Annotated in this window: 4 protein-coding genes; 2 read left to right on the forward strand and 2 right to left on the reverse strand. The window is 68.9% G+C overall.

Annotated elements, in window-relative coordinates; all coding sequences use genetic code 11:
* Positions 1–19: 19 nt before the first annotated feature.
* On the reverse strand, positions 20–3,601 hold the full coding sequence (gene smc, locus LLH23_06045) for a chromosome segregation protein SMC (protein ID MCE5238036.1): 3,582 nt from the start codon (positions 3,599–3,601) through the stop codon (positions 20–22).
* 144 nt (positions 3,602–3,745) lie between these two features.
* Positions 3,746–4,879, reverse strand: a complete 1,134-nt coding sequence (locus LLH23_06050) for an aldo/keto reductase (protein MCE5238037.1) — start codon at positions 4,877–4,879, stop codon at positions 3,746–3,748.
* A gap of 214 nt (positions 4,880–5,093) precedes the next feature.
* On the opposite strand from LLH23_06050, the gene LLH23_06055 reads away from it, so the two are divergent.
* On the forward strand, positions 5,094–5,840 hold the full coding sequence (locus tag LLH23_06055) for a hypothetical protein (GenBank protein ID MCE5238038.1): 747 nt from the start codon (positions 5,094–5,096) through the stop codon (positions 5,838–5,840).
* A 99-nt stretch (positions 5,841–5,939) separates the two neighbouring features.
* Positions 5,940–8,264, forward strand: a complete 2,325-nt coding sequence (locus LLH23_06060; GenBank protein MCE5238039.1) for a beta-N-acetylglucosaminidase domain-containing protein — start codon at positions 5,940–5,942, stop codon at positions 8,262–8,264.
* Positions 8,265–8,293 lie beyond the last annotated feature (29 nt).

Consider the following 8,293-nt stretch of genomic DNA (forward strand, 5'->3'; position numbering starts at 1 on the left):
TCCCTTTCGCCGCGTATGCCTACCCCGCCGCCTGGCGCTGCTCGGCTTCCTTCTGGGCTTGCTCCAGCTCCACTGAGATCAGCTTGGAGCACCCCGGCTCCTGCATCGTGATCCCGTGCAGCACGTCCGCCTTCTCCATCGTCCGCGGGTTGTGCGTGATCACGATGAACTGGCTGCGCTCGGCGAACTCGCGCAGCATGTCCGCGAAGCGGTCCGTGTTGGCCGCGTCCAGCGCGGCGTCAATCTCGTCCATGACGCAGAAGGGGCTGGGCTTGACCCGCAGCAGCGCGAAGAGCAGCGCCAGCGCCGTCATCGCTCGTTCGCCACCCGACAGCAGCAGCAGGTTCTGCTGCTTCTTGCCCGGCGGGGTGACGATGACATCCACGCCGGAGTTGAGCGGGTCCTCCGGCGCGGAGAGGGCCAGTTGCGTGTCGCCGCCGCCGAAGAGCCGCTTGAAGATCTCGTCGAACTCGACGCCGACGCGCTCGAAGGTCTCCATGAAGGCGGCCTGGGCGGCCTCGTCCAGTTCGGCGATGACCTGCAGCAGGTCGGTCTTCGCGGCGATCAGGTCATTCTGCTGGTTCTCCAGGAACGTCTCGCGCGCGCGCAGGCGCTCGCACTCCTCGATGGAGCCGAGGTTGACCGAGCCCAGGTTGCGCATCTCCGAGCGCAGTTGCGCGGCTTCGCGCCGGGCCTGGCTCTCGCTCATGCCCTCCAGCTTCACGTCCAGCGCCTGCTCGATGGGCATCTGGTAGATGTCCTGGAGGCGCTCGGTGACGGCCTGCAGGTTGGCCTCGGCCCGGGCCAGCGCCAGGTCGGCGACGTGCAGGCGCTCGGTCTGCTGCTCCTGGGCCTGGCTCAGCTCGCGCCGCTTGGCATCGGCCTCGGCGACCTTGTCACGCAGGTGGGCGAGCTGCTCAGCCTTCTCATCGGCCTCGGTCTCCAGGGCCGCGGCGCGCTCCAGGTTCGCGGCCTCGTCGCTGCCCTGCGACAGCTCGGCCTCGATCCGTTTGAGCTCGGCGGCGATGTGCGTCAGCTCGTTCTCGGCGGCCTGGCGGGCGGCCGTCGCCTGCTGTAGGTCCGCCGCGGCGCGCTCGCACAGGCCCTGGTTGGCCGCGATCTGCTGGCGCAGCTCAGCGACCAGCACCTGCCGCTCGGTCAGGGCCTGCCGCAGCGTCTCGCGCTCGGCGGCAGTTCCGGCCTGCTGCCGCGCCTGCTCGATCTCCTGCTGGAGCTCGGCAATGCGTCCGCGCGCCGTCTCGGCCTGCTGCAGCGTGTCCTGCTGCCGCTCGGCGCTCTCCTGCAGGCGCTGCTGGAGGCGCTTGATCTCCTGGGCCATCTCCCCGGCGGCCTCGACGGCCGCGCGGATCTGGTCCTGCTGGTGCTTGACTTCCCCCTCCTGCTGACGCAGGTCGCTCCGCAACTGGTTGACCTGCTCGACGGCCTCGGCGGCCAGTTGCCGCCGCTGGTTCACCTCGGCCTCAAGCTGCTCGTCCACGCGGTACATGCGGCCCAGCCAGGTCTTCAGCTCCTCGATCCGCTCGTCCAGCGTGTCCAACTCGCGCTGGCGGCCGAACTCCTGTCCAGCACCGCCCTCCATGACCCCGCCGTAGACGGCGCCCTCGGGCTCGAGCACTTCCCCCGCCAGTGTCGCGACGGTGCAGCGGCCGTTGAGGCGGTGGAAGGTGTCCACGGCGGCTTCGAGGTCGCTGCAGATGACGATGCGGCTCAGGATGGCTTCGACCGGCGCGCCGACCTGGCGGTCCACCTTGATGAGCTTGGCGGCGATGCCCAGGCAGCCGCTGCGCAGGCCGCTGGTGTTGATCGGCTCCGCCGCATGGCGCGCCCCCAGCGTCAGCGGCAGGAAGGCGGCTCGTCCGAGCGTGTTGGCGCGCAGATACTCGATGCCGCGCAGGGCGTCATCCTGCGTGTGGCACAGCACCCACTGCAGCTTGTCGCCCAGGGCCGCCTCGATGGCGACTTCGAACTTCTGGGGCACGTCGAGAGCCTCGGCCAGCAGGCCCCGCACGCCGCTCAGCTTGCCCTCGCTGACGGCCTGCATGACCTGCCGCGCGCCCTCCTCGAAGCCCTCGTAGCTGTCACGCAGCTCCTGCAGCACGCGCCGCCGCGACTCCAGGGCGCTGACGGCTTCGGCCAGGATGTTGCGCTTCTGGTTCTGGTCGCGCACCACGCCCTGCACGTAGGCGACGTCGGCCTCGGCCTCCTGCTGCCGTGCGATGGTCTCCTGCAGCGCCGTCTGCAGCGCCTGCATGCCGTCCTCGTACTCCCCGGCCTGCGCCTCGACGGCCTCCCGCCGCTCCTCGAACTGCTCGCGCTGGCTCTCCAGCCGCCCGATGCGCTCCTGCAGATCGGCCTGCAGGCTGGCCAGCGCCGCCGCCTCGTTCTCCAGGCGAGCGATCTGCTGGAGGGTCTTGACGCGCTGCTCCTCCATTTGCTGGGCGCGCTGCTGCTGCTGCTGGGCGGCGTTGCGGCGTCGGTCGTACTCGGACTGCTGCTCGCGCAGGCCCTTGTCCTCGCTCCCGAGGCGGTCCTGCAGAGCCTGCCGTTCGGCCTGCAGGGCGTCATTTTGCTGCGACAGGCTCTCCTGCCGCCGCCGGTGCTCGGCCAGCGCTTCGTCCAGCGTTTCCTGGCGCGCCGTCAGTGTGCGCTGGCGCTCCAGGTTGACGGCGCGGCGCTCGCGCGCTTCGGTCGCCACGCGCTGCAGGCGCAGGGCCTCCAGGCGCAGCTTCTCCAACTCGTTTTCCAGCGAGAGCGAAAGCGCCTGCAGCTTCTGGTGCTCGGCGTCCAGCTCGCTCATCAGGTTGCGGGTGATCTGCAGGTCGGCGGTGGCGACAGCCACCTCGTTGGCCAGTTGCCCGCGCTTCTCGGCATGACGGCGGTAGTCGGCCCCCAGCAGGTACAGCTCCAGGCTCTGCAGCTTCTCATCCAGCGTCTTGTAGGCACGGGCCCGCTCGGCCTGCTGCTCCAGCGGCTCGCGCTGGCTGCGTAGCTCGTGGACGATATCCGCCACGCGGGTCAGGTTGATCTCCGTGGCTTCCAGCTTCCGCTCGGCTTCAGTGCGCCGCACGCGGTACTTGCGCACCCCGGCGACCTCTTCGAGCAGTTCCCGCCGGTCCTCGCCCCGGATGGACAGGATGGCGTCAATCTCGCCCTGGCCCACCACGGAGTACGCCTTGGGCCCCACGCCGGTGTCCAGCAGCAGCTCCCGCACGTCTTTGAGGCGGCAGGCGGTGTTGTTGATGAGGTATTCGCTATCGCCAGCGCGGAAGATGCGGCGAGAGATGACGACCTCGGAGAACTCGGTGGGCAGCGTGCGGTCGGAGTTGTCGAGGGTCAGGTGCACCTCGGCCATGTTGAGCTGCCGCCGGCGCTCGGAGCCCACGAAGATGACGTCCTGCAGGTTCTCGGTGCGCAGCGTCTTGGCGGACTGCTCGCCCAGCGCCCACAGGATGGCGTCGGTGACGTTGCTCTTGCCGACGCCGTTCGGCCCGACAATGGCGCTCACGCCGGGATGGAATTCCAGTTCCGATTTGTCCGCGAAGGTCTTGAACCCTCGCATTTCGAGGCGTTTGAGGTACAAGTGTGTTCACCGTCTCGGGGTGATGCCGCTCGGAGGGGCCGGCTATCAGCCGGCCCGTCGTCGGCACCGCAAGTTGACGACTGATGGTCTGAACGGCGGGCCGGCTAATAGCCGGCCCCTCCAACGGCTCTCGCCGTCTCCCGCCTACTGCGCCGGCACGCTGATCCCCAGCCGCTTCATCTGCTCGACCATCTCGGCCATGAAGTCGGCGATGGGCAGGCTCTGCGGGCATCTCTCCGTGCACTGGCCGCACGCCACGCATTCCGCCGGGTCCACCTTCAGCCGCGACAGGTAGGCCTTCAGGGCTTCCTCATCGTCCAGGATCTTCCACATCTGGAAGGGCTGGATCGCGTTGCGCAGCGGGAGGCCCTGCGGGCAGGGCTCACAGTAGCCGCAGCGGGTGCACAGGCCGCTGGCCAGGTCGGCGTAGTCGGCCAGGTAGTCCACGGCGTCTTCGCCGCGGGCCATGAGCGCGTCGGCCTCGTCGGCAATCTCACAACTGGAGTTGACCTGGTCGAGCGAGGTGAAGCCGACCGGGACGCAGGTGATGCCCGCGTGGGCCAGCAGCCACCGCTGGGCGGCCTGGGCCGGGTCCTGCTCGCCCACGTGCTCGGCAATCAGCTGCCCCAGCTGCCCGCTTGTCGAGGCCAGGAGGCCTCCGGCCGTCGGCTGCATGGTGAAGCAGCCGATCTGGTGCTCCTGACAGTAGTCTATGACGACGCGGAAGTGCCGCTTGGCGATATTGTAGGGGATCGTCACCGCGGCGAACTCGCCGGTCTTGAGCCACTGGACTACGTTCTCGGGCACATCGTGCGAGGTGGCGTAGACGTAGCTGACCAGCCGCTCGTCAATGGCCTTGTAGATGCCCTCCAGGGGGCCACCCTTGGCGAAGAAGGCTTCCCACATCTCGTTGTTGGACAGCGACCAGCCGCCGAAGAGGTCGAGGCGCTCGACGCCGAGGGTCTCCAGCGACCAGTCAATGTTGCGGCGAGCGTCATCCGCCGTCATCATCCAGCCCGGCTTCCACTCCTCGGACGGGCGGCAGATGGCCTTCGAGCAGACGTGGATCTCCTCCTGGCGCCCGCGGAAAGCTTTGCCCAACCATGCCATGCTGTTCTTGTACAGCGGCCCCGTCTCGAAGAAGTTGACGCCCAGGTCCAGCGCCCGGTGGACCATGGCGATACCCTCTTCTTCGAGGTCGTCGTGGCCGTAGCGCATGCCGCCAAAGGAGATGACGGAGAACTCGAGGTCGGTGCGTCCGACGCGGCGGTACTTCACGGGAACCTCCACGAGAACCCACGGGTGGGCGCTAGCGCGCCCACGCGCCATAACATGCGCCCGCCGGAGCACCGGCGGGCAGGCGCGCCCCATGTCCGTAAGGTACACAAAACGCCGCCAAAAGGCAAGCTCGGGCAGGAGGCTGCCGACCGTCCGCGGAACCTTCAGGTGGGCGCAGACAAGCTTGTACTGGTGATCGAGGGAGGGGGTAGGCATGTCACGATTGCTGATCCTGACGGGCCCGTCGTGTGTGGGGAAGTCACCGCTGCTGGCCGCGCTGCGGAAGTTCTACCCGGAGCTAGCCGAGCGGATGCACCCGCTGGTGCTCTACAACGACCGTGAGCCGCGTCCGGGGGAGCAAGACGGTGTCACATATCACTTCCGCCCGCGTGAGGCCATTGAGGCCCTGCGGGGCCAGCCGGGCTTTGTCGTGCTGCCCGTGCGGCACGACCTGCAGGCCCTGGAGATGGCGCAAGTGCGGGCGATCCTCGAAGCCGGGCGCGAACCGTTCTTTGAGGGCAATGTCTACATCGCCGAGGCGCTTCTGCGGGCGCCGGAGCTGGCGGACGTGCCCAAGGTATCTGTCTTCCTGTCCCCCCTGGCCCTCGACGAGGTGCAGTTCCTGCGCGGCCAGCCCCATGTGAGCCTCGAACGGCTGGTGTGCGATCTGATGCGGCGGAAGCTGCTGCGCCGCACCCAGATGCAGAAGGGCCTCCTGGGGGAGCCGGACCTGCGCGACATCGAGGCCCGCTGTGGCGCGGCCTACGCCGAGCTGCAGTACGCCCCCCTGTTTGACTGGGTGCTGCCCAACCACGACGGCGAGGGCAGCGAGGACTGGCACGCTTCGTACTATCCGCTGGGCGATGCCCGCCGTTGCGTGCTCGACCTGGCCGCCATCCTGAGCGGCGACGCCCCCGGCCCCTGCTGGGCGGAGCACTGGCCGGCCGACCTGTTCGCCTGAGCCGCTGGACCGCGGGCTTTCCAGCCCGCAGCCGTAGCCGTCGGAGCGCGGGCTTCCCAGCCCGCGGCCGCGCTCCAATGTCCCCCCGAGGTGCCCTCTGTGCGCAACTGCTTGCTGCTGTCGGCCTTGTTCCTGTGCGGCGCGGTCTGCGCCGCCGCCCCCTATGCCGGCTTCTACACCGGCGCGATCATCCCGACGCCACAGCATGTGACGATGGCCCCGCAGGCCTGGGAGATCGGCGCCGGCAAGTCGCTTCAACTCTCCTTGCTGTTGCCTCGGGAGGCCGGGGAGGCGGAGCGGCTGGCGGCCGAGGACATCGCCGCCCGCGTGCGCTTCCTGTGCGGGGCGGAGCCGCAGGTGCGGCGCGTGAGTAGCCTGCCCACCGGGGGCGGGGGCACGTTCATCGCCCTGGGCCTGCCCGGGTCGGCCACACCGCCCGAGCGGCCCGAGGGCTATGTCATCCGGCCCTGGGAGCAGGGCGGGGCGCGAGGCCTGGTCGCCCTGGGCCGCGACGCCGCCGGCCTCACTTTCGCCGCCCAGACCCTCGTGCAGCTCTTCGAGCGCCAGGGCGACCGGCTGCTGCTGCACCCGGCGACCATCCGCGACTGGCCGGTCTACCCCCTGCGCTCGTTCAAGACGGGGGGGGCCTTCGATCCGGGGTCGCAAGCCGCTGACATGGCTGCCTTCGCGCCCTTCGCCAAGTTCAACTGCTACAACACCTGCTATACCGCCCTGGGGGCCGACAAGTGGGTGAACCCCTCCCCTGAGTACCGGCAGTTCGTGACGGACACGACGCGGGCCATGAAGGCGCGTGGCCTGGACTGCATGCCCTTCGTGAACCCCTACTACCTGTGGAAGGAGCACATCGAGACCTCGGACGAGGGCGACCTCGCCAAGCTCTTCGAGGCCTGCCGGATCGGCCCGGAGGCCGGCGGCACGCGGGTGATGCTCTGTCTGGATGACTTCGCCAGCGAGCCGGACAAGCAGGGGCCGAAGCTCTACCACGTGCGCAGCAAGCGCGACCAGGAGCGCTGGGGAGACGATCTGGCCGCCGTCAACCTCGCCATGGTCAACGACCTGGCCCGGCGCCTCAAGCAGGCCTACCCGCAGTGCAAGCTGTACGTGGTGCTCCCATACTACTGGAACCCGGGCGGCTACTACCGCCAGGAGGGCGAGAAGTACCTGCAGGCGATGGGCCAGGGCCTCGACCCGGCGGTCACGGTCGTCTGGACCGGCCCGAGCGTGCGCTCGGCGATCATCAGCAAGGCGCAGATTGACACCTACCAGGGGCTGCTCGGCGGGCGCAAGGTGATGCTGTGGGACAACACGATCTACATGCACCACAACCCGCCGCACTATCTGCTCGACACGTTCCACACCAAGTACGCCGAGGACTTCTGGAAGCTGACGACCGGCGAGGTGCACCTGAACACTGGCGGCGGCCCCATCTACAAGTGTGGGGTGCTGTCGGCGGCGGACTACCTGTGGAACCCGCAGGCCTTTGACCCCGAGAAGTCCCTCCGCAACGCCATCGCCGCCCTGGCCGGCCCCGACCAGGTGGGCGACCTTCTGGCCTTCCGCGATGCCTTCTACACCATCTACGACAGCTATGCCGCCCAGTTCGGCAAGGGCACGGCCTTCCTGGCCCGGGTCAAGCAGATGACCTCGCGGCCGTTCGACGAGGCCGGGCTGGCGGAGGTGACGGCGGCCCTGGACCAGGAGAGGGCACTCGCCGACAAGATCGCCACCGGCTGCCCCAACAAGCCCCTCGCCGAGGAAATCCAGCAGCGCTGCAGACTGCACGATCCATACCGCGAGGCGTGCGCGCTGCTGGCCAAGCTGCCGCCGCTGACCGCTGCCGACGCCGCCAACATCGCCCCCAACGCCACTGCCGAGCAAGTCGCGGACGGGCGACCCGCGTCGTGGGGGCTCTACACGGGCGCAGGCTCCGGCACGCTGGGCGTGGCGCCGGGCCGCCAGGGCGGCTCGTGCGGCAAGCTGACGGCCACCAAACTCTATGAGTGGGGCGATGGCCGCCAGTCCATCAACGTCGCGCTGATGGTCGGCGACAGCAATGGCTTCGTGGGTGAGAAGACCCCACCGGTGCTCCCGCTGCACGGCTATTACTACAGCTTCTGGATGAAGGGCACCGCGCCACGGGTCGTCGTCAGCTTCGTGACCTGGGATGAGAAGGGCGACCGCGAGAGTCGCGTCAGCGTGCCTGCCAAGCCGGTAGCCGTCACTCCGACCGCCGACTGGACGCGCGTGACCGGCAAGTTCGTGACCCCGCTAACGGCTGCGCGTGGCTGCCTGAAGATCAACATTGACGGCTACACCGACCAGGGCGGCGGGCTGGGCGAGGTCTATGTGGACGACGTCTATGTCGGCCGCAGCCAGGCCGCGAGCTTGCAGCAGAAACCATAGGGCGACCGGTCGCGTGGGCCGGGACATCC

It is taken from the genome of bacterium, from assembly GCA_021372615.1.
Lineage (GTDB): Bacteria > Armatimonadota > Zipacnadia > Zipacnadales > UBA11051 > JAJFUB01.

Excerpts from the sequence above, each read along its gene's own strand:
- LLH23_06055 (MCE5238038.1), top strand. The coding sequence starts at position 5,094 with ATGTCACGATTGCTGATCCTGACGGGCCCGTCGTGTGTGGGGAAGTCA.